This window comes from Chryseobacterium sp. GW821-FHT04C04 (genome assembly GCF_059420365.1).
Genome location: NZ_JBWKTO010000002.1, coordinates 206,541 through 232,263, shown reverse-complemented (window position 1 = coordinate 232,263; position 25,723 = coordinate 206,541). Strand labels below are relative to the sequence as shown.

Genomic DNA, 25,723 nt, shown 5'->3' with positions numbered 1-25,723 from the left:
GGATTTTTCTTTTGGTATTTTTGTATAAGACTAAAAAAATATCAATGCACGACAAGCTTTTACAATATATTCACTCCATTCATGCTTTTACCCGTGAAGAAACCGAAGCTGTCAAAAAATACTTTGAGCCTGTGGCGTTTTCAAAAAATATAGTCATAGAAGAGGCTGGAAGAATACCTGAATACCTTTACTATATCGTTTCTGGATACCTAAGGCTTTTTTATATGGATGAGAATGGCAATGAAGTGACCACACATATCAATTGTCCGCCGGGATTTTTTACGTCTTATTCAGAATTTATCAACGGTACCGTTTCTGAAAATAATATAGAGTGTATCACAGATGCTGAGCTTTTGAGAATTTCCAAAGAAAACCTGGATCATTTGATCAATCAAAGCCAGGCAATGAAAGATTTCAGTATTTCGGTCTTCCAGCAGTCGATTGCCTATAATGAAAAACGTTCCCGAGAATTGTCTGTTCTGAATGCTGAACAGCGTTACCTGAAACTCATGAAAGATTATCCGGAAATTATTCAGAATGTTCCTATCCAGTATATTGCTTCATTTTTGGGAATGAAACCGGAAAGTCTGAGTAGAATCCGGAGGAAAATAATTAACTAACAAAAGTCAAGTGGTTCCGGTGCCGGGAAGATGAACTTTGCAGCATTAAAATGTATGCAATGACAAAGAATCATATCAATCTTGTTTCCGGAGCCAATGGACATCTGGGAAATAATCTAGTCAGATTTTTACTGAAGCATGGACTTCCGGTGCGGGCTGCCGTAAGAAATACACAAAATACAAAACCTTTTGAAGGGTTGGATTGTGAACTGGTACAGGCGGATATTACCGACAAAGCTTCTTTTGTAAAAGCACTGCAGGGAGTGGAAACATTCTATGCCGTAGGAGCTTCTTTTAAACTATGGGCTAAAGATCCGAAGAAGGAAATCTATGATGTGAATATCAATGGTACCCGAAATACCATCGAAGCTGCTGCTGAAGCAGGTGTGAAGAAAATAGTGTATGTAAGTTCTATTGCAGCACTCGATTATACAAAGTTAACTACCAGAGAAAGCAACGGTTATAATCCGGACCGCAGAGATATGTATTATAACTCTAAAAATGATGGTGAGAAACTGGCTTTTGATCTGGCTGCAAAACTAGGGATAGAACTGGTTTCCGTCATGCCTTCTGCCATGATTGGAAGTAAAGCATTTTTACCGTTAAATGTTTCGTATGGAGTTCTTACATTAATTTTGAATAAAAAGATTCCTGTAGATACTAAAATTACTCTGAATTGGGTAGATGTAAAAGATGTTGCAGAAGGATGTTATCTGGCAGCTGAGAAAGGTCGCTCCGGCGAGCGTTATATTCTCGCCAATGAAAAATGTATGACCATTACCGATACAACCATTCTTGCCAATACACTGTATCCTGACCTGAAGCTGAACATCCCGCGTTCTGTTCCCAAAGGAATTCTGTTTACCATTGCAGCCCTTATGGAACTGACCGCAAAACTAAGTGGAAAACCTCCGATACTTACCCGGAAAGATATTGCCATGTTCTCAGGATTACAGCAGGATTTTGATATTTCTAAAGCCAGAAATGAATTGGGATTCAATCCTAAAAGTCCTGAACAAGCTGTGAAAGAAGCATTAGACTACCTGATGAAAAACCCTGAAATACTGAGAGAGGTCTGAAAAACCTCTTTTTTTATTGATTTTCAAGTTTGATAATAGGACCTTTGTAAAACTTGGTCAGATCATAAAGATCCGTAAAATGATGCTGAAGATCGGGAACGATTTTAGGGTCAAATTCTTTTGAATTTAATTGATTTTCAGCAAGAAGATACAGTGACTTATTGTCTGGTTTCAGGTAGTCACAAAGGATATTTTCATGTCCTTGTTCTCTATTCAGAATTTCTGTGAGAAAAATTCCGTAGATCAGGAATTGGTTGAAGTTTTGAGAATCCACAATATAATTCATGTCCTGCTTCAGGAGTTTTTCATAGCCTGAAAGAATCTGGAGGAAATTTTCAGAGTGAATCGCAGCCGGGATTTCGTAAAAAAGATCAATACCATTGATGAAAAGCTGAGTCTTGGCTTCTTCATGATCTGAAGAATAAACACGGCTGAACCATTGAAAAATAAGTAAAAGTTCTTCCTGGGTAAGCTCTTCAACAGAGTCCTGTATTTTTTCTTTAATCGTTTCAAGGGTAGCTTTTGCTTCAGGTTGAAGGAAACTCAGAATCTTATCCTCGTCACGATTAAGCTTATTGTACAAATTGATTTTGGCAATAATAGGGTTGGTTTTGATGAAATAAAGTTCTTCCGCCATAGTTATTTACCAATTAATCTTTTAAAAATGGTTATTTAAAGATACAAAATATGTCTTAACCTTATTTAAAAAATTAATATGCATCAAATGGTATAGCTATTTTACGGTTTCATGCAGAGCAATTCTGTTCCCTTCCGAGTCCTCAAATTCCGCTACGGCAAAACCATATTTTTCATCTGTCTTTTTAGCATAAAGAACAGAGCCTCCATGTTGTACAGCCTTTTTCAATGTCTCTTCAATACTTTCCGTCTTAAAATAAATGATAACCCCATTTCTGGAAGGTTTGTAGACATCTCCTTTAGCCAATGCTCCTGAGATACCGCTGTTTTTTTCCTCAAAAGGAAACAAAGCCATTTCATAACTGTCAATGATTTCTTTCTCAAAGCTAAAATTGAAAACAGCAGAATAGAATTTTTCTGCACGCTTCAGATCATGAACAGGGATTTCAAAATAAACAACAGGATTGGTGGAGCTCATATTTTTTGCTGGGGTTGGTTTAGGTGAAGGATTACAAGATACGCCTATTAACAGTAAGAATATCATAAATAAAGGAAGTGATTTCATGGGATTGAAGCTTGAATGAATGAGATTTTTTTCTCTGATCTAAAATAAAAATTTTATCTGTATTTTAAAAATAGATAGACTTATCTATTTTTTTGACTAGATTTGTAAAAATTTTCAGGATGAAAAAGGAAAAAGTACGAGACAGAATTATCAGAGTGGCTTCGGATCTGTTTTACAAGCAGGGCTTCAATTCTACGGGGATTAACCAGATTATTGCAGAGGCTGATATTGCTATTGGCTCCCTGTACAATCACTTTTCATCTAAAAATGATCTTCTTCAGGCTTATCTTATAAAAGAAGAGCTCAATTGGTTTGAAGGATTTGAAAGCAGCATATCCAAAATTTCTGAACCAAGAGAAAAACTTCTGGCACTGATTGACTACAGGAAAAAATTGCAGCAGACCTACCAATTTGCAGGATGTCATTTCATTAAAATTGTCTCCGAAATAGGAGAAGGGAACCCTTCCGTTACCGCTTTTGCCAGACAGCATAAAGAAAAACAGAAAGATATGATTAAAATAATCATAAAAGAATATGGAGCAGAAGTAGCGGATAAAGATTTGTTAGCCGACACTATTTTTCTTTTAATAGAAGGAGCAGTTGTGACCTCTACAATCAATAGACAAAATGATTCTTTTGATCAGGTCAAAAAAATGGTTCAGGGTTTATTACCCTAATTTTTTTTAATATTTAAAAATAGATATATCTATATAAAAATGAATTATAAGTATTTGAAATTGATTATAGTATTGTTTGGTCAATTGCTGACGATTATGGATATTTTCATTATCAATGTGTCCATTCCTTCCATACAGAATGACCTTCATGCTTCTAACGGGGAAATGCAGTTTATGATTGCCGCTTACCTCATTGGTTTTGCTTCTTTTCTGATTACAGGAGGCAGGCTGGGAGATTTATATGGTATGAAGAAAATGTATACAATCGGACTGCTTGCTTTTATGCTGAGTTCTATCGCCTGCGGAGTTTCTGTGGGAGCAGGGCAGCTGGTTATTTCAAGATTTGTACAGGGAATGAGTGCTGCAATGATGGCCCCGCAGGTACTGTCTATGATACAGATTTTATTTCCAGATCATAAAGAACGTACAAAAGCCATGGGGTGGTATGGAATTACGATTGGGATAGGAACTGTTTTGGGACAGTTTCTCGGAGGATATTTTTCATCATTAACAATAATGGAAGAATCATGGAGACTTATTTTTCTGATGAATATTCCTATAGGTCTTCCGGCGGTCTTTCTGAGTTTAAAAATATTGGATGAATCTAAAATCTCAGTAAAACAGTCTTTGAATATGGGAGGGGTCTTGATGATTTCAGCGGCATTATTCTGTGTTACTTATGCATTGACAATGTTTGAGCATGAAGGGTTTCATCTCAAAAATGCTTTTCTGATGATTATTTCTGCTGTAATTTTATCGGGTTTTATAAAAAATCAGAAGAGAAGAATAAAAAAAGACCGTCCTTATCTTATTGATTTTGAGATTTTTCGTTATAAAAATTTCAATCTGGGTATTGTGGCTGTTTCTTTCTTTTTTATTATGCTGGATTCTTATTTTTATATCGTGTCCCTTTTTTTTCAGGATGGTTTAAAAATAACTGCACTCAAGGCAGGAGAAATTATTGTTTTCCAGGGACTAGGTTTTATTCTCGCCTCTATAACTTCTGTAAAAATGGTTTTAAAATATGGTAAAAAAGCCCTGATTGCAGGGCTGATTTTTATTATTGTTATTCTTTTTCTCCAGCTGTTTTTATTCAGAATGCAGACCAGCTTTCCAATTTTCTGCCTGCTGTTATTTTTACACGGATTGGGAGTGGGTTCTATCATTCCTTCGCTGGCTAATATTGCTTTGTCTGGAATGTCAGAAAAACTGATAGGCAATGCATCCGGTGTTTATAATACTTTTCAGCAGATTGCAGCCATTCTGGGGATTGTTGCGGTAGGAAGTGTTTTCTATTATTTTCTTGGAGAAAAACCTTTGATACAGCATTATCACAAGGCATTTTCAGTTGCAGTACTTATTAATATTCTCTGCCTGATTTTTGTCATTGTCACTATTTTTAAAGTGCCTGATCATGTTCTTCCAAAGATGGACAGGAAGAAATAAGATGGAGCGTATTTTATGGCTTCTTTGATGAGGTTTTGATTTCAGTTAAAGTCGCTTTTGCAATATTTCGGGTAACTTCAGTAGGAGAGTGGCAGTCGCAGTTACTGAATCCAATCACATATATATCTTCTTCCGGAACATAAACTCCCATGCTTTTAAATCCAAATATACTTCCTCCATGTTCGCGGTCAGGAACTCCATTAATATCCTTCAGATGCCATCCGTATCCATAGGTAAATTCCTCCCCGCTATTTAGTTTATATTTCTGAAAAGCTTTTTGGGTTTCTTTAGAGTTCAGCAATAGGTTTTGATTGAGTGCTTGCTGCCATTTAAGCATATCATCTACTGTAGACATCAATGAGCCTGAGGAAAATGGAACACTGAAACTGATCACTGTTCTATTAACAAATCCCTGCTCTTTTTTGTGATAGCCATAAGCTCTTTGAGGGATCACTTTTCTGTCGGAAGCATAATAGGAATGGATCATTCCAGCCTTATCAAAGATGTTTTTCTTAATAAAGTCTTCATAAGAAGTTCCGGAAACGAGTTCAATGATATAACCTAAAACCACATATCCGGAATTGTTGTAATCAAACTTTTCCCCAGGTGCAAAATCCACAGGTTCATTTTTGAAAAAGTTAACCATTTCTTCCGGCTTCATCTCTTTTTGAGCAATGGTAGACAGAGATTTTATTTTGGTAAAATCTTTAATTCCTGAAGTATGGGTTAACAAATGATGGAGGGTAATTTTATCTCCGTTAGGATAATCTTTGACGTATTGGGAAACCGGGTCGTTAACATTGAGTTTGCCTTGTTGTTCCAGCATCAAAATAGCCACAGCAGTAAACTGCTTGGTCATCGATCCAATTTGGAAAACATGATCCGGTGTCATATTGACATTGAGTTCAAGATTGGCTTTTCCGAAAGCTTTCCGGTATAGACTTTTTCCGTTTTTAGTAATCAGAAAAACACCTCCTGGCTCATTGGTATTCCCAAATTCAGTCTGGATAATACTGTCAATTTTCTTTTCATATTCTTTTGTTTGCATTTGAGCATCCATCGTATGAATTAAAAATGGAAGCAAAAAAAGAGCGGTTATCAATTTTTTAATAATCATAACTATGTAATTTGTTATGCAAAGATATAATTTATTTTTATTACTATGTTATGCAATATAGTAATTTGTGTTTTTACAATATGATTCCGGTTTTCATAATAATCAGTAGTATTATCAATACAAATTATAGATGACCAAGAAACATAATTTATCAAAGTGACTACTCTGAAAATGAAGTTGTTTTATGTTATTTTTCAACAGAAATAAGCAACATCATAGGTCTGCGTAGTTCATCTTTCATTTCCGGAATTTCTTTCAGCATCTCCTGACTAGGCTTTGGTTCTATAATTTCCTTAATTTTAAAACCATGTTTTAATAATGTATTCAGATAAGAAGTTAATGTACGGTGGTATTTTATAACATTTTCGCCTAAAAATGTGGTGTTTCTTTTCCCTTCCACAAAATACCCGTCAACGGGCCAGCAGGTTTTCTGACCGTCTTTGTCATATACCCAATCCTGACCGCCTTCTGCTGTGAAAACAGGATGTTCCACGGAAAAAACAAAAGATCCGCCGGGAGAAAGCCATTGATAAATATGCTGAGCAAGGGTGTCAAATGATTCCACATAATGCAATGTGAGTGAACTGAGTATGAGATCAAATTTTTCTGCAGGATAATCAACATCTTCAAGGGCTTTCCTTTCATATTGAATTCCCTCCATATTGTTGATTTCTTTAGCTTTTGTCAGCATTCTTTCTGAAAGATCAATTCCAATCACAGACTTTGCCCCATTTTCTATTGCATAGCGGCAGTGCCACCCGTAGCCGCAACCCAGATCAAGGACGTTTTTTTTCTGAAAGTCCGGCAGCATATTTTTCAAGGTGTGCCATTCTCCGGCTCCTTCCAATCCTATTTGAGAACGGAGCATTTTTTCGTACTGGTCAAAAAATGACGGATTGTCGTATTTATTTTCTTTCATGAGATAGGAATTTATTGTTCTTTTGATGCTAGTCTAAAATTTTTCAGCCAATGGAAGATTTCAATCGTTTAACCGTTATTTTTACGCATTGCCTTAATAAGTTTGTCATTTCGTCTATCCGCTCTTTCATTATTTAGAGAAAGAACTGCCCATATTGCTGCAGGAAGCCATCCGATCAGGGTAATTTGTAAAATAAGGCAGACAATTCCTGTGATCACTTTCCCCCGGATGATGAACGATAAGAACGGAAGTAAAATAGCGAGTAACATGATTATAGATTTTTAATTAATACTTATTTTTAATGAGATTGAGGATCAAAATATGCCTTAAAAGTGAGAGGGTCCTCAATTTTATCTTCCACTTCCTCAAGGTATTCTAAATATTCTTCCTGATGTTTTTCCATATAAATAAGCACGATCGACAGGTTTACAAACAGATTTTTGTCGTTCGAACCTAACTTTAGAGCGGTCTTTAAGTATTTCAGAGCTTTTTCGTTTTCTCCCATATCGGAATAAATAGCACCAATATTGATTAATGCTGAAGTGTTTTCTGGCTCAACAAGTAGAATTTCATCTAATTCTTTTACTAAGAGATCATTTAAAGTATCCCAATGGTCCTCATTATCCCATCTTTTAGCCTGAAGTTTTTTTACGTTTTCTAATCTTAATGTTATCGTGCTCATGATTTAAAATTACAGAATGGATGATTGCTTATGCTCTATAAATTTAGCTTTCCCAGAAGAGAAAGGTTCTTATTCATTATTCTATCAATCAGGTCTGATAACAGGGCTCGAACCTGTGTCCTCCCGGTCCAAGAGCCGGGTGCTCTGCCACTGAGCTATATCAGATATCAGGATAGGTGCAGGGCTCGAACCTACGTCAACCCGGGTGAAGAGCCGGGTGCTCTGCCACTGAGCTAACCTATCCTTTGTATTTTTTTTCAGAGTTTTCCAGAAAAATATTTGTTCTGTCTTAAAACCTTTGCTAAAAACGGATTTGAAACCGTTACACCATGCACCAGTTCGGGAGTTGGCTTGAAAGGGCTTACCCCATGAATTCTGGGGGCAATCCAGCCTGATTTTTCAGGATCTATACCCGCTTCCCTGCAGGCATTGACAATGGTTTCTTTATTACAGAAAACCCTTTCCTGAAAAACTTCCCACGGCAAAGGTACATTATTCCAGACTTCTGTATTGGGATCAATCTTCCCGCCGGTTGATAAATGCCACGCGATGACATCGGCAGCCATCAGGCGCATTACTTTTCCAAAACAAAGATCGTCTAGAACAGAATCCAATCCTAAAGCGTAAATTATATTCATCCAGTTATCTCTCGCTTTATTCCAGGCTCCGGCCGTATTATTCCAGGTGGTGGAGTCATTTCCTCTTTTGACCGCCATGGTTTTTCTATAAATATCATTTTCATTCCAAAGCGTTTCCAGAAATCCGGAAATTTCTTCAAGAATAACAGTCCATTTACCCAATAAATTACCTTTTTGCTCATCTGTCAGATGAAGTAAAACTTCTTGGGAAGTGTAGATATAGGAAATAGCTGACCAGTTTGTTCCTTCCGGATTTTGTTTGCATCGGTTGAAAAGCATGTCGCATATCTCATCAAAAGGTCTGTCCTGACTCTGATTGGTAAAGGTACTTCTCATATTGCTTCGCGCATTAAAGTATGCAATAAAGCATGCTGTGTTCATATCAGTGGAAAAATCTTCAAAACTGATCGCATGAGAAAGTCCGTGTTTGGAAATTTTCTGAAATTCTATCTTTTTTGATTCTTGAATAAACTTTTGAAGTCTTATTTCAATTCGTTTCAGAAGTCTCCATTTTTTATTATAATTCCGTTTGGAAATATCCATTCCGGCAAGCTTTCTCAAATCTTTATTAAGACGATCTTTTCTGAAATCATTTTGCCCTACATCTTTATGAATAATAGGAGAAACTTCTTTCAGAAAAGCTTCAATTTCATCCACATTATTATACCCGGAATTTTCTTTTTCATTGATCTTAAAGATCTCAGTCGCTTTTTTGATCTGTTTTCCGGCTCCGACAGCTTCTCCAAATGATTCAAGCATTGAGGTATAGCCATAGAAATTATTTTTCAGCGAGCGATTAGTTGCTTTACTTAAAACAGCACATTCCTGAGCAGATAGATGGATTTTCATCAATTCATCTATCATTTCTGCAACATCTTCGGGACGTCTGCGTTCATGTAAGGTTTTATAAAGCGTTTCGATATGGACCATAAAGACAAAGTTATAAGATATTTTGATAGGAGATGTACTTATGCTTTTATACCATCCCGTATTGCAGCTTTCAGGATTTCAATGTTGATATCTTTCAGGGTTTTAAATTTAATACAATATCCTGTCACACTGGCTTTGCCTATTTTTTCTCCATAGGTTTTGGCTAAGTAAGTTTTATCACTGATGTTCATAATATAGACTGAGATTCCTGTTGTATTAGCGCTCATTCCAATCTGGTAAAAATCTCTGGTTTTTCCACCAGCATAGTGCAGGGTATACAAACCATATCCGATATTGGGATTGGAAACCGTTTTATTTTCACTGTTTTTGCCGTCCATAAACCATAATTGACATGCCGGATGGAGTTCCAGAATAATACCATGCAATTCTTCCATATCATTACATTTCAGCTCAGGCTGGCTGTTGATATAGTCTTTGATTTGTTCTTGAATGGTCATGTGAAATCAGGAATTGGTTTGAGGTTATTGAGCGACTAATTTACAAATTTTCATAAAGCTAGAATGGAAGACAATTATGAAAAAAAAGAACAGCAATTGCTGTTCTTTTTTTATTTTATTTCCCTGATCTACTGAATCAGCTCTTTCATTGTTTTATCCGTTTTCATCAGCTCACCTTGCGGAATCTGATGATTAAGATAAGTGAAAAGTAAGTGAGTCACCCAGGTATTTTCAATCTGATGAATATAGTAAGAGCAGATCAAACCGAAATCATCAGAAATCATCAGAAATATAAGCCGGTAAATCTGAAGACCCGGTAGTTCTGAAAGTCGATATGAAAATCTCCTTTCGAACATTACTGATTTTATCTTCTGTTTCCTCATCCACCGATTTTTCTTCAATAGCCTGGTATGTTTTCATCCATGTCTCTGAAAACTCAGCTGAATCTCTGTTGTCAAGGAGTTCATCAATCTTTTCAGGAGTCATATTGTGAAGGGCAGCTTTTAAAGATTCATTAAAAACAGCTTCCAAAATGCTTATTTTCTCTGTCATAATTTAAATGTATCCTATCCAAATGCTCTTTTCAACAAACTTTCCACTTTCGGCTCACTGCCTCTGAAACTTTTATACAGTTCCATTGGATCTTTAGTTCCGCCCGAAGAAAGCAATATTTTATATTTAGCAGCAATCTCAGGATTGAAAATTCCGTTTTCTTTGAAGTATTGGAAGGCGTCAGCATCCAAAACCTCTGCCCATTTGTAAGAATAATATCCGGCAGAATATCCACCCTGGAAAATGTGAGAGAAACTAGGGCTCATGGCCGTTTCAGAATTAGAAGGATAAAGAGTGGTTGCTTTTGTATACTTATCCTCAAATGCCTTTACACTTTCATTCTCCAGTTCTGCAACTTTCGTATGATAATTCATATCCAGAAGTCCGAAACCTATCTGTCTTAAGGTTTGGTAGCCCTCCATGAAGTTTTTAGACTGCTCGATTCTTTCAATTTTTTCGTCAGGAAGTACTTCTCCAGTTTTATAATGCTTTGCAAAAGTTTTTAAGAACTCAGGCTCATAGCAGAAGTTTTCAAGAAACTGAGAGGGAAGTTCCACAAAATCCCATTTTACAGAAGTTCCTGATAGCGTAGGATATTGGGTATCCGCCATCATTCCGTGAAGGGCATGTCCGAACTCGTGGAATAGAGTAGTTACTTCCTGGAACGTTAGTAAACTAGGAGTATCTTTTGTCGGTTTGCTGAAGTTGCAGACAATTGAAATATGCGGGCGTGAATTTTCACCATTTTGCTTGTACTGATTTTTATAGCTGGTCATCCAGGCTCCGGCTCTTTTCCCTTTTCTCGGGAAATAATCAACGTATAAAAGAGATTTATAAGTTCCGTTTTCTTTTACTTCATATACTTTTACATCCTCGTGGTATTTCGGAATGTCATTTCTTTCCTCAAAAGTCAGCCCGAAAAGTTTTCCAGCCAATCCGAATACAGCATCCTGCACCTGGTTTAATGGGAAGTAAGGTTTTAATTCTTCATCATTAAGGTCAAATTTTGCCTTACGAAGTTTTTCAGCATAATAAGCGTGGTCATAGCCCTGTATTTCATCAATTCCATCCGCTTTGGCTAAAGATTTTAATTCTTCAATTTCTTTATCAGCATAAGGTTTTGCCTTGGTCAAAAGCTCATTTAAAAAATCTAAAACCTTTACCGGAGACTTCGCCATCCTTTCTTCAAGAACAAAATCTGCATAGTTTTTATATCCAATAAGCTCAGCTTTCTGCTGCTTCAAATGAAGAAGCTCTTTAATAAGATTCTGATTGTCAAATTCTCCACCGTCAAAAGATTTTTTACCATTTGCTAAAGCCAGTTCTTTTCTCAATTCACGGTTTTCAGCATACGTCATGAACGGAAGGTAGCTTGGATACTGCAAAGTGACTACCCAGCCCTCAAGGTTTCTTTCTTTGGCCTCCTCAGCATATTGATCAATGATAGCCTCCGGAATTCCGGCAAGATCTTCTTTATGGGTGATATGTTTAAAATAGGCATTGGTAGAAGCCAGTACATTTTGTCCGAACTGTAACGATTTTAAAGAAAGATCCATGCTGATTTTCTTTAATTTCTCTTTGTCTTCGTCATTCAATAACGCTCCGCTTCTTACAAAACCTTTGTAGGTTTCATTCAAAAGCATTTCCTGCTCTTCATTGAGATTATATTTCTCCTTTTCATCATATACTTTTTTGATTTTGTTGAAAAGGGCTTCATTTTGAGAGATTTTTGAAGAATATTCTGTTAATATCGGAGAAACTTCCTGAGCAATCTGTTGGATTTCATCGCTGGTTTCTGCAGAATTTAAGTTGAAAAATATGTTGGAAACGACATCCAGCTGTTCCCCTGAATAGGCTAATGCTTCAATCACATTTTCAAAAGTGGGTGCCTCAGGATTATTGACAATAGCATCAATTTCTGCTTCGGATTTTTGAATTAATTCTTTAAATGCCGGAAGATAATCTTCATTTTTAATGTCACTGAATGGTGCTGAATGATATGGAGTGTGAAATTTTTCTGTTAAAATATTCATTTTTAGATTTTTTATGTAAGGTAAATTTAATGATTCATCGGGAATCACAGCTGAAATGGTCAAAAATAATGCCTTACCGGAAACTTATGACAAAAATACTTATCTTTAAATAATCTTGTCATATGGAAAGACGGAGTGATGTGGGAATATTTAATTTTGAGAACAGATTTAACAGTCATCATTAAAATGAATAACCTTAATATAAAATATATAAACTATGAAAACACTCTTAAAAATTATTGGTACCATCATCGTACTGATTCTCATCTATGCTGTAATCGCTATGCTGGCTTTCAGTAAAGATTATCATTATGAAAAATCTATCGTCATCAATGCTCCGAAAGAAAAAGTGTGGCAGCATACAAACTCTTTACAAGCATACAATACCTGGGATCCTTTTTCTAAAGAAATCAAGAATTTCTCTGTCACTTATTCAGGAAAAGGGGACCAAATGGGGGATTCTTATCATTGGAAAGGAGATGACAGTGAAGGAGAACAAACCATCACAGAAATTGCAGCCAATGAAAAACTAGGTACTCAGCTTCATTTTATAAAGCCTTTTGAAGGAACTGCCAAAAGTAATATTGTGCTGACCCCTGAAGGTAACGGAACAAAAGTAACCTGGATGATCGATAATGAGCTGAACGCCATGATGAAGATTATGAAACCTATGATGAACAGTAACATGGATAAAATGTTTGGTCAGGGACTAACGGATCTGAAGAAACTTGCTGAAAAATAAAATGAAAGCCTTGTAAATTGTACAAGGCTTTTTTATTAAAATCCTTTTTTACCAATCTCGTTGATTGAATCTTGTTTTCTTTATCTTTAGTATCACACGATCATCAAAATAAAATAATAATGCCTTACCTCTGACTTTAGTTGTAAAAAATTAAGTCTGGAATAATTTTTAAAGCGATGATATCCTTTGGAAGAGTTATTTTATAGTAAGCTATTGAAATATTATTCTAAAAATATTATCTTTATATAAAGAATCGATTCTATGGAGAAGATTGTATTTGAAAAAAGTGATATCAGAGACTTTGTGAAAATGGCTATCGAAGAGAAAATTGAAAAGCTTAAAAATTTTATCGAATTTACATTGGAAGCCAGTCGTGACATTAAAAAAACTCCGAAATATGACAGTATGAGAGAAGAGATGCAGGAGGAGATTTATCAGATGCAGCGACAGCTGGGAGCTTTGAATGATCTTAAAAGAAATTTGGCAAAAGTACTCAATACAGCTACAGAAAGAGTGCAGCTTGGCTCTCTGGTCATTACGAATAAAGCAAGGTTTTATATTTCCGTGTCATTAGGGGAGTTCTTTTTTGAAGGAGACAGGTTCTATGCCATCTCCCCCGAAAGCCCTATGGCTAAAAAAATGATGGGAATGAAATCAGGGGATGAATTTACCTTAAATAAAATCCACCAAAAGGTCATAGAAGTATTATAATATCAATAGTAAATGACCTCCATATAATAGAGCTTCAAATGTATTTGAAGTTTTACTTTTATTTAATACTTTGTGATTCAAAAACATATACCCATGAAATTTGACAGCTTAAGGACCAGCAGGTTCAATCACTGGATGATTATACACCTGCGTTATCTGGTGGGATTTGCTTTTTTCCCGTCCGGACTGGTAAAACTGATGGGGGAAAGATTCACCCGGATTTCAACAGATGAACCGATAGGATATTTTTTTGAAGCATTGTATCAGTCTGGCTTTTACTGGAATTTTTTAGGACTGGCTCAGATAACAGCCGGAATTTTACTCATGACACAGCGTTATGCTACATTGGGCGCATTGATGTTTCTTGCCATACTGACAAATGTATGGATCATTACCATAAGTCTTTCGTTTAAAGGTACCTGGATTATAACCTCTTTAATGATGATGGCTGTTCTTGTATTGGTGATCTGGGACCAACATAAACTACGTCCGATTTTTAATTACAATAAAGCAGGTACAGTAAAAGAATATCCTGATTCCGGGTACAACTGGATCATTGCAGGAGTGGTATACGCGATAAGTTGTATTGCTTTATATTTGCTGGATCCTATGAAAGGGGAATCTTATGAAAAATGGCTGTTTAGGGCACTCGTTTTACTTATTCTTACCACTTTTGCCATAAGCAATTACAAAGCTTATAAAAATCATAAACTGGCAGTCAATACTTAACAATTTAAATGAAACAGATTGAATTTCATGTTGTAAATTTGCGGGTATGAATAAAGCATCCATTTTAAAAGAAATCATAGAGCAAAGAAGAAGTATTTTCCCAAAAGATTATACAGATGCAGAAATTTCTCAGGAAGTTCTTGATGAGATTTTACATTCAGCGACTTTGGCTCCCAATCATAAACGTACAAGACCCTGGCGTTTTAAAATATTCAAAGGAGAAGAAAAAGCAAAACTGGCTTCAGAAATGCAGGCTATCTATAAGGCGAGTCAGCCGGAACAGCTTTTCCTGGAAAAAAAACACAATGACATCGGTTTTAAAATCAATAAAGCGGATGTTGTAGTCTCCATTGTAGTGAATTTTAGCGGAATGCTTCCTGAATGGGAAGAGATCGCTGCTACTTCAATGGCGGTTCAGAATATGTATCTTACCTGTACAGCGAACAATATTGGCTGCTATTGGAGTTCCCCTAAAATTGTAGATGATCTGAAAGACTCTCTAACCATTGAAGAAAATCAGAAATGTCTGGGGCTTTTCTATATGGGAACTGTATAATATGAAGAATATTTACAGAAATTATAATGAAGAAGATTTGCTGGTCGCCTATCTTTATATGACTGATCACACAGGAAAAATAAATGATGAAATGCGTGAAGCAATCAGTCAGAAATTTAATTATGATGAATTTGTAAAAAAAGCCGAATACAGGAAAATTTTAATTAAAGAAAAAGGAAGAATCTCGTTTGAAGTACACAACAGAGTGCAGAAAGGAGAAAAAATAGATCTTATTTTTGAAAACATCTCTTCAGAAATCATGGAAAGGGGGGAATTGAAAATTTTTATTCTTGAGAAATTTGATCAATTTTCAAAGGTAAAAGAGAATGATAAAATAGATGAGAAAATAATTTTTAAAAGCCTTTTAGGAATTGTAGCAGCTTCTGTTACCGGACTTCTTTTTTTTAAGGCTATAATCTCATTTACAGGACAGTTCTCCTTTTTTTTGCTGGTACCTGTTTATATCATCAATTATGTAGTGATCTATGGCATTACAGGAAAGACCCGGGATAATTTTGCTGTTTTTATGGCTATTTTAATTTCTGTAATTATTTCAACAATATTCTCTCTTGCCATGCTTGGCTAAAAAATAATTTGAATTTATAAAACTTTTTACTCGAAGCTTTTTACTTCAAACTTTTTTACTATCTTTGCACTCTTAAATATTTAACTGGGACGAGTTCCCGTAAAATTCAAACATTATGTCAGTAAAAATCAGATTACAAAGACACGGTAAAAAAGGAAAACCTTTTTTCCACATCGTGGTTGCAGATTCAAGAGCTAGAAGAGATGGTAGATTCATCGAAAAACTAGGAACTTACAACCCAATTACTAACCCGGCAACTATCGAATTGAACGTTGATTCTGCTGTACAGTGGTTAAACAACGGTGCTCAGCCTACTGATACTGCTAGAGCTATTTTATCTTACAAAGGTGCTCTTTACAAAAAACACTTACAAGGTGGTGTAGCTAAAGGTGCTTTTGATGAAGCTGAAGCTGAAAAAAGATTCAATGCTTGGGTAGACGCTAAAGACTCTAAAGTACAAGGAAAAGTAGAAGGTTTAGCAACTGCTAAAGCTGATGCTAAGAAAGCTGCTTTAGATGCTGAAGTAAAAGTAAACGAAGCTAGAGTTGCTGCTGCTGCACAAGTTGAAGCTGATGCTAAAGCTGCTGAAGAAGCTGCAAACGCACCTGCTGAAGAAGTTGTTGCTGAAGCTACAGAAGGAGAAGCTCCTGCTGCTGAAACTGAAGAAAACACTGAAGCTTAAGAACAAACCCTGTTATGCGTAAAGAAGATTGCTATTTTTTAGGGAAAATCACACGCAGACATGGACTTGCGGGTAACGTGATCCTTAAATTGGATACCGACCAACCCGAGCTTTACAATAAATTGGAATCAATATTCGTTGAAATCAACGGATTATTGGTTCCATTTTTTATTGAAAAATCATCATGGAGCAAACTTGATGCTCTGAATCTTGCATTCAAAGGCTCTTCTGAGGCAATGGTAGATCAGGTTTTAGGTAAAAGTGTTTACCTTCCGCTTGCTACGCTGCCTAAACTTTCAGGAAAACAATTCTATTACCACGAAATCATCGGGTATAATATCCTTGACGAAAACGATAATGATTGTGGTGTGATCCGTTCTGTAAATGATCAGACGGCGCAGACTTATTTCATTTTAAATTTTGAAGGAAAAGAAATTGTAATTCCCATGATCAAAGACTGGGTTCTGGAGGTTGACAGAGAAGAGAGAATTATTAAAATGCAGCTGCCGGAAGGCTTGATGGACGTATTCCTGGTTCCATCTAAGAAAGATGAGTAATTTTTGCAATAAGCAGAAATTTTTCGCCCCATCTTTCCATCTCTATTTAAAATTTCATTATTGATTACTCATTACCCATCATGATGGCGGGTAAAAGATATTCCTGTACTATTTTGTCGGTTTGCTGGTGGGCATAAGGTTTGTTATACGCCTGTGCCGTAATGACTATGACAACAGGGATTTTGGTGAACATAATGATTTTGTTTCCTCCATTTCCACTGCTCTGAAAAGCCTCATAGCTTTTATTTCCAACGGTATATACCTTTCTCCAGAATAAATATCCATAGCCTTCAAAATCAGTATTGTCTGCAAAATAATTGGTAAATGACTTCTTAACCCAGTCTGTACTCAAAATTGTTTTGCCATTCCAGACTCCGTTATTTTTATACAGTTGTCCGAATTTTGCAAAATCGAGGGCTTTCATGCGCAATCCTCCGGCCAGAGAAGGTTTTTGCTGAGGAGTAAACTGCCATTTGTAATTGGTGATTCCAAGAGGGCGAAACAATTTTTTATCTGCATATTTTTCCAATCCCTGGGGAACTGTTTTGTCCAAAATATCTCCGGTTACGACAACTCCTGCTGTAAAATAATTCCAGTTTTTTCCTATTGTATTCTCAGTCATCGGAAGATCTAATACAAACTTTATCCAATTGTCAGTAGGATACATATTTTCTTCATTTCCGGGAGATTCAGAATCTTGGTCATTTCCATCAAATCCGGAGCTCATCGTTAATAAGCTTTTTATGGTGACATCATCTTTTTGGGAAGAATAATTTTTAAACTGTTTTAAATCATAGAATTCCTTCAGCGGTTGATTTTCACTTTTTAAATACCCCTCTTTTATTGCAATCCCAGTCAAAGCTGATGAAAAGGATTTTCCTACTGATCGTGTATCCTGCAGAGAGTCTCTTCCGGAGCTGTTAAAATATTCTTCCAGAAGCAATTTTCCCTCTTTTACAATAACAATCCCGGTGACATCTTTGAACCTGTTTTCTGCAATTTTTTTATTCAGGGTTCTGATCATTGTAGTATTGATTTTTTCCTGGGAAGTCTTCCATCCACTGTTAGGCTGAATCGGTTGAACAACAGTCTGACTCTCGGAAATATTTTGAGAAGGAACGGTAAGGTTGATTTGCCCTTCCGAGATAATAGGTCCTGTTTTTAGGGTAGAAGCTTTCAGATAAGGGCGTATTTCAATTTTTAAAATGTGATTTCCTGCTGCCAGGGCATCAATACCGTCATGAGCCATATAAAAGCGCATCCATAGGTATCTTCCCCACGAATCTTCGTTTTTACTGCTGATAAAAGGAATTCGTAATGTTGTTTTGGTTTTTTTATTTTCCGGAGTACCTGCGCCTGTATTGAGATCTTCTTTATAGATGAGTTTTCCGTCAACGTAGAATGAAAATTGATAATTTCCGTTTTTAAGAAGTTCATCTACAGTCCAATTGGGTTCAAGCTGATGAAGGTAGTTGACAAGTGAATTTTCAAAAAAAGCATGAATGCTAAGATCTCCGTTTTCCTGAAATATGGAAGAAGAAATAAGATCCGAATCCTTTACGTTCTCCAGAGCAATATTTTGGGTAAGGAAAACCACTTTTCCGGAATGTGTTTTTTGAACAGGAGACTCAATTTTCTCAGGATTGACTATATTTTTAACTTGTCCCTGATAAAGAGAAGAGCTGACAATAAAGATCGATAATAGGATCACTTTCATTTCAAGAAGTATTTCAACAAAAATAATGAACTTCCTTACAGTAAAATAGAATGAAATTAACATTTCGATTGTATTATCGATCTCTTACCGAATAAGGATACTTCTTAATTAAATAACCTCCTGAATTCTCCTGGTGATTGATTTGTTTTTTGTTTAAAAAGCTTACTAAAAGACTGTGGATGTTCAAATCCTAATTCATAGGCAATTTCACTCACGGATAAACTTGTAGTACTCAAACGTTCTTTAGCAGAATCAATTAATTTATTTTGGATATGCTGTTGTGTATTTTGCTGAGTGTGAAGTCGAAGCAGCGTTCCAAGATAATTAGGGGAAATATTCATTTGGTCGGCGATACACTTTACTGATGGAATTCCGTTTTCTATAAGATTTCCGTTTTCGAAATATTGAGAAAGAAGGTCTTCAAACTTGTATAACAATTCATGACTTGACTTTTTTCTGGTGAAAAACTGACGTTCATAAAAACGCTCAGAATAAATCAGTAATAATTCTATCTGTGAGATAATGAGTTCCTGCGTGAATTTATCAGTGTTTGACTGATATTCCCGTTCAATATTTTTAAAAACATCAACTAAGATTTTCTCTTCTTTATCAGAAAGGAAAAGAGCCTCTTTTACCTGGTAGCTAAAAAAATCATATGATTTTATTTTCTTGGTTAATGAAGTGTTCCATAAAAAATCAGGGTGAATCAGTAACAAAAATCCTGTAGGTTTAACTTCGATATCCTTTCTTATTTCCAGGCTTAAATACTGTTGTGGTGAAATAAAACACAGCACTCCTGAATCAAAATCATATTGCTGTTGTCCATAATTGAATCTCGGATTGACATTTTTTTTCAAACCGATGGAATAAAAATTCTGGATCCATTTCAATTCATCATCATCTACTACATAATGCACTTTACTATAGTCTATCAGGCTGATCAACGGATGCTCAGGATTCGGGAGACTACAGAAAGCATGAAAATCTGAAATAGAATTAAAACGAACGGGCTGTTTCATAATAGCGAAGTTAGTTGTTTTTGTAAAAAGTATAACACATTGATTCAAAAGTCTTCGACTCTGATCAGACTGACTTCCCTAAAATTTTATGTTCAAATGATTCAAACGAATTACTTAGAGCCAACCTGAGCAGAGCCGAAGGATATTATTACCAGATTAAATTGCCGTAGAAACCGTCAGTTTTTCCCATTTTTCAGCATCTTTCTTTAAAATATCAATCTTATTATTTAGAAACTCCAGGGTTCCTACACCTAACAATAAATGTACAGGAGGATTTTTCTCTTTACTGATCTGGATCAAAACATCAGCTGCTTTTTCAGGATCATTAGGCTGGTTTCCATTGATTTCATTAAGGTGGGCCTGTTCAGAATTTCTTGCCGCTTCGTAAGCCTGAATAGGATTGGCAGGAGTTTTTACAGAATCTTTATTCAAAAAGTCTGTGCGGAAATATCCCGGATAAACAACCGTAGCATGTATTCCGAAATCTTTTACTTCCTCAGCCAATGCTTCTGTAAATCCAGCAACAGCAAATTTTGTTGAGCAGTAAATTCCCCAACCTGGAAAATTGGCCGAATATCCACCGACAGAAGAAATATTGAAGATGTTTCCTGATCTTTGTTCCCGAAGATAAGGCATTGCATTTCTGATCACGTTTAATGTTCCGAACACATTCACAGCATAATTTTCTCTTGCCTCCTCATCAGTAAGTTCCTCAAGTGTTCCGATCTGTCCATAACCGGCATTGTTCACAACCACATCTATTCTTCCGAAATGCTCAACTGTTTTTGCAATAGCAGATTTTATGTCGTTATTATCAGTGATATTGACGCTAAGTGGCAGAAAGTTTTCAGAAGCATCTCCGATAGTAGAAATCAGGGATTCAACGGTACGGCTAGTGGCAGCAACCTGAAATCCTTCAGACAACAATTTTTTTACCAACTCGAATCCTAAGCCTTTTGAAGCTCCTGTCACGAACCATACTTTTTTTGTTTCCATTTTTAAATATTTTTTTGTTTAAATGATGGTACAAAGATGGAAAGTTACAGAGGGTAAAATGTAGCCGAATCGGGGAATGATGTATCCAAATCGTGAATGATGTTTTCAAAAGTCAAATTATTTGGATACTGTCATGGACTACGTCGAATTTTCGATTTCTGATGAAGGGAGAATCCTATTGATGATCAATTGTTTGAGATTCTTCATTGCATTTCATTCAGAACGATATTTTTGAAATGACTTCTCTGATTACAAACAAATTTCAATAGATTTTCAGAATATTTCTATATTTCAGAGGGGTTATTCCTATGTTTTCTTTAAAACATCTGGTAAAATGGCTCTGGTCTGAAAAACCGCATTCCAGGGCAATATCCGTTAAAGAAGCTGGTGAAATGAGAAGTTCTATTGATTTATTAACTTTTAATTTTCTCAGGTATTCTCCCAAATTACAATGAAAATATTTATGGAAATCTCTGCTTAAATGAATAGGGTGGATGTTCAATGTTTTAGAAAGTTCCGTAAGGTTCAATGTTTCTGTAAAGCTTTCATGTAAGATCTCATTAATCTGACCTACCCACAAAGGTTTTCTTTCTGTATTTTCCTTTTGAAAGGTTAATTGACTGAAAAGATGTAATAACAGCTGATTGACAGTCAGCCCAAAAGAAGGGTCATAGGTTTTAGTCTCTTTGAAAATCTGATGTACCAATAATTTAAAGGCTGGATTTTTTATATTAAAACTGCCTTCCACTTTATTTTTCGGGATATCAAACCGGTCAAACCAGCTTTGTGAAATTTCGATATGAAAGCCTCGCGTAAAAATATCCGGTTTGATATTGTAATGAGGATCTTCCCAATGATGATACAATAATGTTCCCGCAGAGCAGTCATATGTTTCTTTTCTGTTTCCTTCCGTCATATTGCCTTGAAGAAGAAAAGTGAAGTAAGCATTTTCATGATAATGCCAGTCTACATAAGGATGCGTATATTCCGTATCTGTGATCGTCAATCCTTCCAAATTGACCATTTGATTGGTATCTCCAAAATATTCGCCGTTACGAAGAGTATTCATAATAAATTCTGTTTTAGGCGGTCAATCTGTTCATACATCTTATTAAAAAACATTTTCCTTTCCCGGTTTCCGGATTCATTCAAAGATTTTGAGTTCTTGATCTGGTGTTCAAAATAGCTCAGAGAATCTTCACAGGTGAGTTTATCATTGGTCATCATATATCCGAACATGCTGAAAGGAACAAAAAAGGAACATTGCTGCTCATTTTTAAATAAAATACTGTTGTTTAAAATTACTAAATCATTGACATATATCTGGAAATTAGTTTTTTCCAGTGTTTTGCTTTCCAGTTCTTCAATTAATTTCCTTAGGTCATCAAGGATCAGATCAACATCACTTTTCTTTAATAATCCCATTTCATAATAAAACGAAATCTGTCTTAAAGCACTCATAATAGTAGTGTCATTCCAGATTTCTGTTACATTTTGTTTATCGTAAAGATCTTTCAGCATTTCATTTTTTACAGAATGATATTCCATATTGAATTCATGAAAAGGGCTTAAAAATTTGTCCTGATTCAGTAAATTCATCCATACATAAAACTTGAAACGGGAAAGAATAGAATCTGAAATGGTATAAAAAAACGGGATGTCTTTTGCAGAATAAAATACTTTAGAATGGGAAATATTCTGGAATACGTTTAAAATCTTCAGAGAGTTTTCAAAATAATTTAAAAGGTCTTCAGTAGTTCTTACAGGTTGTGTTCTTTTGACAACCAATTGATTTTCTGTTCCCAGGAATTGATCTAACGAAATTTGATAGTATTTGGCAAGCTCCAGTGCTTCTTCAAAACTGAATTTGGCTTTCAGAGAAGTTCTCCTATGAGCTGCATCATAGCTGATATTAAGAATATTGGCGATCTCATCATTCAAAGATAGGTCTCCGATTTTTCTTCGGATTTCCTTTAATAAAGCTTCCTGGTGCATAGTTTTGTGATTTTCACAAATGTAGCATTTTTTTTAATTTTTTTTCACATTCGGAATTTTGGCTTCTGCTGATAATTTTGAACTGTAATTTTAAAATAACGAGTTATGAAAACACGAATTTTATTAGCAGCAGTTCTTTTATTCAATAGTCTGGCCTATGCATCAGACAGTCTAAAAGTTGATTCTTTGAAACCGAGATTGATCGCAGCTTCACCCTCAAAGAATGTCAGAAACGTCAACGGGGTTTTATTTAAATATTATGATGAGGAAGATCATTTTAAGCCTAAGAAAGTAAACGGATTGGGAATGGGATTCAATTTTATAGGCATTTTTCTTCCTCCATTGATGCTTTTCAGTTTACAATCAGCGGGCAGATGGAGTTTTAATGAAGATTACGTAATTGTTCCCCGTGAAAAAATGAATAGAATCAATGGGTTTCAATTGTCACTGGTCAATATGGAACCTACAATTACCAATGGTCTTGAGATCAATATTTCGAGTAATGTCAATACTTATGCTGTGACCAACGGAATGTCTGTGTCTCCATTTTTTAACCTGCATCATGAGATGAAAGGTGTTTCTGTAGCACCATTAGCCAACATTGGGCAGAAATGCAGAGGAATACAAATCGGTTTGTACAATAAATGTGATGATTTCAGAGGAATACAGATTGGCGGATGGAATGAGAACGGAAAGAGAAAACTTCCTTTAATCAACTGGAATTTTAAGAAACAAAAAGTAGATAAGGCATTATGAAAAAGTTTGTTGTAATCACTGCACTATTTCTTTGTGGCTTTCTGAAAGCTCAATTTGAAGAAATCAAAGAGAAAAAATGGCTGGTCATTCTTCTCAGTACCAGAATTGAAGGAACTTCAATGGATAATAAAGCATTTCTGTCCATAGGAACAAAACTGACTGATGGTGATAAGAATTACTATAGTTTAAGAGGGCATTTTAACTGGTGGGACGAAAGAAAACTACTGGTCATCCCGGAGTTTGATTATTTCAGAAAAGTTGTTTCGTTTCGGGATGGTGCAGAGGTATCATCTTTATATGCCGGTGCCGGAGTTTCACCCTATGCGGTTTCACCCAAAGCAGGAATAAGTTTTTACCATTTCTTTTGTGCAGAATTCGGGTACAACTTCGAATATAATACATATAAACCATTCCCAATTAAAGGATTTCGCTACGGTATGGGAATTAACCTTGTCTTTTAAATGATGAATACAATGATTATGAAACCAAAAATCAGATTTAAAAAAGCAACCTCTCCTTTCTATTCAGAATTGCGTGAAGAGGTGAATGTATTGCTGACGGATGAAGTGACGAAAAAAGCCGGAAGATTGATGATCATCAAATTTTTGTTTTATTCTCTGGCTTTTCTGCTCTTGTATGCCAATCTTTTTAATCCTTATATGGAAAATAAGAATTGGGCAGTAGTTTTGAATTATATTGTATTGGGTCTTACAGGGATATTATTGGCTTTTAACTGTGCTCATGACTGTGTACACAATACATTTTCAAAATATAAAAAAGCAAACCAGATTATTTATTATATCATATTTAATCTGCAGGGAGTGAATGCAAGATTGTGGAGAAAAAGACATATTGCATCCCATCATGTATTCCCGAATGTGGATGGCTGTGATGCTGACATTGATGATAATATTTTTTTACGGTTATCTGCTCATCATCCAAAAAGAAAAATACATGCCTACCAGCATTTATATGCAACTGTACTGTATTGTTTCTACACTTTACATTGGATCGTTATCAAAGATTTTATTTACGTCAGAAAAAAAGAGCTGGCCAACCTTAGAAATCAGAATCATTCATTCATGTCTGTTACAGAAATAGTTCTGTTGAAATTAGCTTACTTCACCTATATGCTGGTTTTGCCTGTTCTTTTTACCCATATTCCAGTGCTGATGATTCTCATATCTTTCATCATCATGCATGTGACAATTTCGTTGTTTTTTTGTACTGACTCTGATTATTTCTCACTTGAGCCTTGAAACAGATTTTCCGAAAGCTGATGATGACGGTTATCTGCCATATGATTATTATGAACATCAGTTAGCTGTATCACTTGATTATCATCCAACCAGCAAGTTGGGAAACTGGATTTTTGGAGGATTCAATTCCCATGCAGCCCATCATCTTTTTCCAGGACTGCCTCATACGGTTTATACTATTATTACTCCGGCGATCAAAAAGGCAGCAGTCAGAAACCGTTTTCCCTATCATGAGAAAAGCATTGTGGATGCAGTGATTTCACATTATCAATACCTCAAAAAATTAAGTAAGTGACTTTAAACCATTAAATAATTAACCTATGAAAAATAATAAACTGATATTATTGTTATTGATGCTCTCAGCCCGTATTTTTTCACAAAATACGACCAATGATACACTGAATACCCAAACGGGAGAACCTTTTGATTATAAAAAATATTATAACTGTGATGATGGGGAAGGAAATGTTTTGATTATCATCAAAAAAGGAAAAGAATTTACAGACCTTAAAGATTTAAAAAAAATCAGAGAAAGGCTTCGCTGTTAAAATGGAAGCGATATACAGCATGGAATTTTCGGATGGAAAAAGATATGAATCAAGTGTGGTGAAAAATATTACACAGGACAGTATTTCAATCACGAATTTTTTTAATGAAAATGCTGCTAAACTGGCGGGAAAACCTTTTACATTGATTAATTATCCTCTTTCATCCCTGAAATATATCCGTTTTATTAATGACCGGATGCTGTCCCTGTACAATAAAAAGAATATTCAGAAGAATTTTGACCTGATCGTAAAGAAAATGGATCATGCCAAAATATGCCCTGCTGTTCTTAATTTTAAAGATAGAAATGGTGAAATGAAAGTCTGTCACTTTTATCTGACCTCTCAGGGATATGATCTTCTTTATGAGAACAATGGAAGAGTATATTATCTGGAGGGTAAAGTAGAGTGGAAGTGATTTTTGAAGGGAGTAAAATCATCTGACTGTACTCTTTTTTGTAAATTGATCAGCATTAATCTTAATGTACAGATTGATTAATACATGAAAAAATAAAAAGGTT

At 35.5% G+C, this 25,723-nt stretch carries 33 protein-coding genes and 2 tRNA genes; 17 read left to right on the top strand and 18 right to left on the bottom strand.

What is annotated here, in order from left to right; all coding sequences use genetic code 11:
• Positions 1 to 44 precede the first annotated feature (44 nt).
• Together AC07UM_RS07220 and AC07UM_RS07215 are read left to right on the top strand one after the other, a co-directional pair.
• Entirely contained in the window at positions 45 to 620 is a 576-nt protein-coding gene (locus tag AC07UM_RS07220; protein ID WP_494681866.1) for a Crp/Fnr family transcriptional regulator, read from the top strand.
• A 59-nt stretch (positions 621 to 679) separates the two neighbouring features.
• Positions 680 to 1,699 (top strand): NAD-dependent epimerase/dehydratase family protein, encoded by a 1,020-nt coding sequence (locus AC07UM_RS07215; protein ID WP_494681865.1) that lies wholly within the window; start codon positions 680 to 682, stop codon positions 1,697 to 1,699.
• Positions 1,700 to 1,712: 13 nt separating this feature from the next.
• Here AC07UM_RS07215 and AC07UM_RS07210 read toward each other — a convergent pair whose 3' ends face one another.
• Both AC07UM_RS07210 and AC07UM_RS07205 read right to left on the bottom strand, forming a co-directional pair.
• A complete protein-coding gene (locus AC07UM_RS07210) occupies positions 1,713 to 2,336 on the bottom strand; it encodes a hypothetical protein (protein ID WP_494681864.1) in 624 nt (207 codons plus the stop codon).
• Between the two features lie 96 nt (positions 2,337 to 2,432).
• Positions 2,433 to 2,813 (bottom strand): VOC family protein, encoded by a 381-nt coding sequence (locus AC07UM_RS07205; RefSeq protein ID WP_494681863.1) that lies wholly within the window; start codon positions 2,811 to 2,813, stop codon positions 2,433 to 2,435.
• Between the two features lie 206 nt (positions 2,814 to 3,019).
• Between AC07UM_RS07205 and AC07UM_RS07200 the strand changes: the two genes are divergently transcribed.
• The gene (locus tag AC07UM_RS07200) at positions 3,020 to 3,577 is read left to right on the top strand and encodes a TetR/AcrR family transcriptional regulator (RefSeq protein ID WP_494681862.1); all 558 of its coding nucleotides are present in this window, start codon (positions 3,020 to 3,022) and stop codon (positions 3,575 to 3,577) included.
• A gap of 39 nt (positions 3,578 to 3,616) precedes the next feature.
• Positions 3,617 to 5,023: an MFS transporter gene (locus tag AC07UM_RS07195; RefSeq protein ID WP_494681861.1), complete on the top strand. Its 1,407-nt coding sequence runs from the start codon at positions 3,617 to 3,619 to the stop codon at positions 5,021 to 5,023.
• Between the two features lie 13 nt (positions 5,024 to 5,036).
• Here the strand turns inward: AC07UM_RS07195 and AC07UM_RS07190 are convergent, their stop codons facing one another.
• The 11 genes from AC07UM_RS07190 to AC07UM_RS07140 form a co-directional block, all read right to left on the bottom strand.
• Positions 5,037 to 6,140, bottom strand: a complete 1,104-nt coding sequence (locus AC07UM_RS07190; protein ID WP_494681860.1) for a serine hydrolase domain-containing protein — start codon at positions 6,138 to 6,140, stop codon at positions 5,037 to 5,039.
• Positions 6,141 to 6,327: 187 nt separating this feature from the next.
• Positions 6,328 to 7,059: a methyltransferase domain-containing protein gene (locus AC07UM_RS07185; RefSeq protein ID WP_494681859.1), complete on the bottom strand. Its 732-nt coding sequence runs from the start codon at positions 7,057 to 7,059 to the stop codon at positions 6,328 to 6,330.
• A 68-nt stretch (positions 7,060 to 7,127) separates the two neighbouring features.
• Positions 7,128 to 7,328 carry a YqaE/Pmp3 family membrane protein gene (locus AC07UM_RS07180; RefSeq protein ID WP_494681858.1) on the bottom strand — a complete coding sequence of 67 codons (201 nt, stop codon included), beginning with the start codon at positions 7,326 to 7,328 and terminating at the stop codon, positions 7,128 to 7,130.
• A gap of 29 nt (positions 7,329 to 7,357) precedes the next feature.
• A complete protein-coding gene (locus AC07UM_RS07175; RefSeq protein WP_494681857.1) occupies positions 7,358 to 7,741 on the bottom strand; it encodes a tetratricopeptide repeat protein in 384 nt (127 codons plus the stop codon).
• Between the two features lie 92 nt (positions 7,742 to 7,833).
• Positions 7,834 to 7,906 (bottom strand) — tRNA-Lys (locus AC07UM_RS07170).
• Between the two features lie 4 nt (positions 7,907 to 7,910).
• Positions 7,911 to 7,985: transfer RNA gene (locus tag AC07UM_RS07165), tRNA-Lys, on the bottom strand.
• Positions 7,986 to 7,998: 13 nt separating this feature from the next.
• On the bottom strand, positions 7,999 to 9,309 hold the full coding sequence (locus tag AC07UM_RS07160; protein WP_494681856.1) for a hypothetical protein: 1,311 nt from the start codon (positions 9,307 to 9,309) through the stop codon (positions 7,999 to 8,001).
• 38 nt (positions 9,310 to 9,347) lie between these two features.
• The gene (locus tag AC07UM_RS07155; RefSeq protein WP_494681855.1) at positions 9,348 to 9,767 is read right to left on the bottom strand and encodes a DUF1801 domain-containing protein; all 420 of its coding nucleotides are present in this window, start codon (positions 9,765 to 9,767) and stop codon (positions 9,348 to 9,350) included.
• Between the two features lie 128 nt (positions 9,768 to 9,895).
• Positions 9,896 to 10,051: an immunity protein PIM1 family protein gene (locus tag AC07UM_RS07150; protein ID WP_494681854.1), complete on the bottom strand. Its 156-nt coding sequence runs from the start codon at positions 10,049 to 10,051 to the stop codon at positions 9,896 to 9,898.
• Positions 10,041 to 10,319, bottom strand: coding sequence for an immunity protein PIM1 family protein (locus AC07UM_RS07145; RefSeq protein ID WP_494681853.1), 279 nt, complete (start codon positions 10,317 to 10,319; stop codon positions 10,041 to 10,043). The genes AC07UM_RS07150 and AC07UM_RS07145 overlap by 11 nt, the downstream gene beginning before the upstream one ends.
• A 14-nt stretch (positions 10,320 to 10,333) precedes the next feature.
• The gene (locus AC07UM_RS07140) at positions 10,334 to 12,352 is read right to left on the bottom strand and encodes a M3 family metallopeptidase (protein WP_494681852.1); all 2,019 of its coding nucleotides are present in this window, start codon (positions 12,350 to 12,352) and stop codon (positions 10,334 to 10,336) included.
• Between the two features lie 217 nt (positions 12,353 to 12,569).
• On the opposite strand from AC07UM_RS07140, the gene AC07UM_RS07135 reads away from it, so the two are divergent.
• The 7 genes from AC07UM_RS07135 (at position 12,570) to rimM (ending at position 16,915) form a co-directional block, all read left to right on the top strand.
• Entirely contained in the window at positions 12,570 to 13,094 is a 525-nt protein-coding gene (locus AC07UM_RS07135; RefSeq protein WP_124534491.1) for an SRPBCC family protein, read from the top strand.
• Positions 13,095 to 13,355: 261 nt separating this feature from the next.
• Positions 13,356 to 13,805 (top strand): hypothetical protein, encoded by a 450-nt coding sequence (locus AC07UM_RS07130; protein WP_494681851.1) that lies wholly within the window; start codon positions 13,356 to 13,358, stop codon positions 13,803 to 13,805.
• A 93-nt stretch (positions 13,806 to 13,898) separates the two neighbouring features.
• Positions 13,899 to 14,534 carry a DoxX family membrane protein gene (locus AC07UM_RS07125; RefSeq protein ID WP_494681850.1) on the top strand — a complete coding sequence of 212 codons (636 nt, stop codon included), beginning with the start codon at positions 13,899 to 13,901 and terminating at the stop codon, positions 14,532 to 14,534.
• Between the two features lie 46 nt (positions 14,535 to 14,580).
• Positions 14,581 to 15,090, top strand: a complete 510-nt coding sequence (locus tag AC07UM_RS07120; protein WP_494681849.1) for a nitroreductase family protein — start codon at positions 14,581 to 14,583, stop codon at positions 15,088 to 15,090.
• A 1-nt stretch (position 15,091) separates the two neighbouring features.
• Positions 15,092 to 15,676, top strand: a complete 585-nt coding sequence (locus AC07UM_RS07115; protein WP_494681848.1) for a hypothetical protein — start codon at positions 15,092 to 15,094, stop codon at positions 15,674 to 15,676.
• Between the two features lie 115 nt (positions 15,677 to 15,791).
• Positions 15,792 to 16,358 carry a 30S ribosomal protein S16 gene (locus AC07UM_RS07110; protein WP_103232972.1) on the top strand — a complete coding sequence of 189 codons (567 nt, stop codon included), beginning with the start codon at positions 15,792 to 15,794 and terminating at the stop codon, positions 16,356 to 16,358.
• Positions 16,359 to 16,372: 14 nt separating this feature from the next.
• Positions 16,373 to 16,915 (top strand): ribosome maturation factor RimM, encoded by a 543-nt coding sequence (gene rimM / locus AC07UM_RS07105; RefSeq protein WP_103232973.1) that lies wholly within the window; start codon positions 16,373 to 16,375, stop codon positions 16,913 to 16,915.
• Between the two features lie 64 nt (positions 16,916 to 16,979).
• Here rimM and AC07UM_RS07100 read toward each other — a convergent pair whose 3' ends face one another.
• From AC07UM_RS07100 to AC07UM_RS07080, 5 genes are all read right to left on the bottom strand, one after another.
• Positions 16,980 to 18,632, bottom strand: a complete 1,653-nt coding sequence (locus AC07UM_RS07100; RefSeq protein WP_494681847.1) for a serine hydrolase domain-containing protein — start codon at positions 18,630 to 18,632, stop codon at positions 16,980 to 16,982.
• Between the two features lie 104 nt (positions 18,633 to 18,736).
• A complete protein-coding gene (locus AC07UM_RS07095) occupies positions 18,737 to 19,651 on the bottom strand; it encodes a helix-turn-helix domain-containing protein (RefSeq protein WP_494681846.1) in 915 nt (304 codons plus the stop codon).
• A gap of 156 nt (positions 19,652 to 19,807) precedes the next feature.
• On the bottom strand, positions 19,808 to 20,647 hold the full coding sequence (locus tag AC07UM_RS07090; protein ID WP_494681845.1) for an SDR family NAD(P)-dependent oxidoreductase: 840 nt from the start codon (positions 20,645 to 20,647) through the stop codon (positions 19,808 to 19,810).
• 262 nt (positions 20,648 to 20,909) lie between these two features.
• Positions 20,910 to 21,716 (bottom strand): helix-turn-helix domain-containing protein, encoded by an 807-nt coding sequence (locus tag AC07UM_RS07085; RefSeq protein ID WP_494681844.1) that lies wholly within the window; start codon positions 21,714 to 21,716, stop codon positions 20,910 to 20,912.
• Positions 21,713 to 22,642 carry a helix-turn-helix domain-containing protein gene (locus tag AC07UM_RS07080; protein ID WP_494681843.1) on the bottom strand — a complete coding sequence of 310 codons (930 nt, stop codon included), beginning with the start codon at positions 22,640 to 22,642 and terminating at the stop codon, positions 21,713 to 21,715. The genes AC07UM_RS07085 and AC07UM_RS07080 overlap by 4 nt, the downstream gene beginning before the upstream one ends.
• A gap of 105 nt (positions 22,643 to 22,747) precedes the next feature.
• Here AC07UM_RS07080 and AC07UM_RS07075 point away from each other — a divergent pair, with 105 nt between their 5' ends.
• From AC07UM_RS07075 to AC07UM_RS07050, 6 genes are read left to right on the top strand one after another with little or no spacing between them, the layout of a single operon-like run.
• Positions 22,748 to 23,398, top strand: coding sequence for an LA_2272 family surface repeat-containing protein (locus AC07UM_RS07075; RefSeq protein ID WP_494681842.1), 651 nt, complete (start codon positions 22,748 to 22,750; stop codon positions 23,396 to 23,398).
• Entirely contained in the window at positions 23,395 to 23,859 is a 465-nt protein-coding gene (locus AC07UM_RS07070; protein ID WP_494681841.1) for a hypothetical protein, read from the top strand. The genes AC07UM_RS07075 and AC07UM_RS07070 overlap by 4 nt, the downstream gene beginning before the upstream one ends.
• An 18-nt stretch (positions 23,860 to 23,877) precedes the next feature.
• Positions 23,878 to 24,657 (top strand): fatty acid desaturase family protein, encoded by a 780-nt coding sequence (locus AC07UM_RS07065; protein ID WP_494681840.1) that lies wholly within the window; start codon positions 23,878 to 23,880, stop codon positions 24,655 to 24,657.
• Complete coding sequence (locus AC07UM_RS07060; RefSeq protein WP_494681839.1) at positions 24,647 to 24,952, top strand: fatty acid desaturase; 306 nt, start codon at positions 24,647 to 24,649, stop codon at positions 24,950 to 24,952. Before AC07UM_RS07065 ends, AC07UM_RS07060 begins: the two co-directional genes overlap by 11 nt.
• A 25-nt stretch (positions 24,953 to 24,977) precedes the next feature.
• The gene (locus AC07UM_RS07055) at positions 24,978 to 25,205 is read left to right on the top strand and encodes a hypothetical protein (protein WP_494681838.1); all 228 of its coding nucleotides are present in this window, start codon (positions 24,978 to 24,980) and stop codon (positions 25,203 to 25,205) included.
• A 1-nt stretch (position 25,206) separates the two neighbouring features.
• On the top strand, positions 25,207 to 25,620 hold the full coding sequence (locus AC07UM_RS07050; RefSeq protein WP_494681837.1) for a hypothetical protein: 414 nt from the start codon (positions 25,207 to 25,209) through the stop codon (positions 25,618 to 25,620).
• Positions 25,621 to 25,723: the final 103 nt, after the last annotated feature.